The following is a 765-nucleotide window of genomic DNA, read 5'->3' on the forward strand; positions in this document are numbered from 1 at the left end:
CCGACGAGCTGCGGGCCTTGGGAGCGGGCGTGAGTGTCGCCGCGTGCGACGTGTCGGACCGCCAGGCCCTTGCCCGGGTACTCGCGGGCGTCCCGGGCGAGTTCCCCCTCGACGCCGTGGTGCATGCGGCGGGTGTGCTGGATGACGGTGTGCTGGAGGCTTTGACGCCTGAGCGGTTGGGGTCGGTTTTGGCGGCGAAGGCGGTGTCGGCGTGGCATCTGCACGAGTTGACGTGTGAGGTGGGTGTGTCGGCGTTCGTGCTGTTCTCGTCGTTGGCGGGGACGTTGGGTGCCGCGGGTCAGGGCAATTACGCGGCGGCGAACGCGTATCTGGATGCGTTGGCGGGGTATCGGCGGTCGTTGGGGTTGGCGGCGACGTCGATCGCGTGGGGTCCGTGGGCGCAGGACGGTCTTGCCGCGGGCAGTGAGGTGGTGGGTGCGCGGATGCGGCGCAGTGGGTTGTCGGGTATGGCGCCGGACAGTGGTGTGGTGGCGATGGAGCGGGCGCTTGCCTCGGGTGATGTCACGCTGGCGGTCGCGGACGTGGTCTGGGACCGGTTCGCCCCCTCGTACGTCGCGTCGCGCTCATCGGCACTGTTGTCCGACGTGATGGAGGCCATCGGCGCCGTGGCCGCGCAGGCCACCACGACGGACGGGCCGTCCGTGGATCCGGCCGCGGGTTGGGCTGGTCGGCTTGCGGGTGTTGCGGTTGGTGAGCGTGTGGGTGTGGTGGTGGGGTGGGTGCGTGCGGAGGCGGCGTCGGTGT

1 protein-coding gene is annotated in these 765 nt (G+C 70.8%); it reads left to right on the forward strand.

The window, feature by feature from the left end; translation table 11 throughout:
• Positions 1–29: 29 nt before the first annotated feature.
• On the forward strand, positions 30–765 hold a 736-nt coding region (locus K7G61_RS35960), incomplete at its 3' end, for a KR domain-containing protein (protein ID WP_308190813.1).

It is taken from the genome of Streptomyces sp. HPF1205 (genome assembly GCF_020400825.1).
Taxonomy (GTDB): Bacteria; Actinomycetota; Actinomycetes; order Streptomycetales; family Streptomycetaceae; genus Actinacidiphila.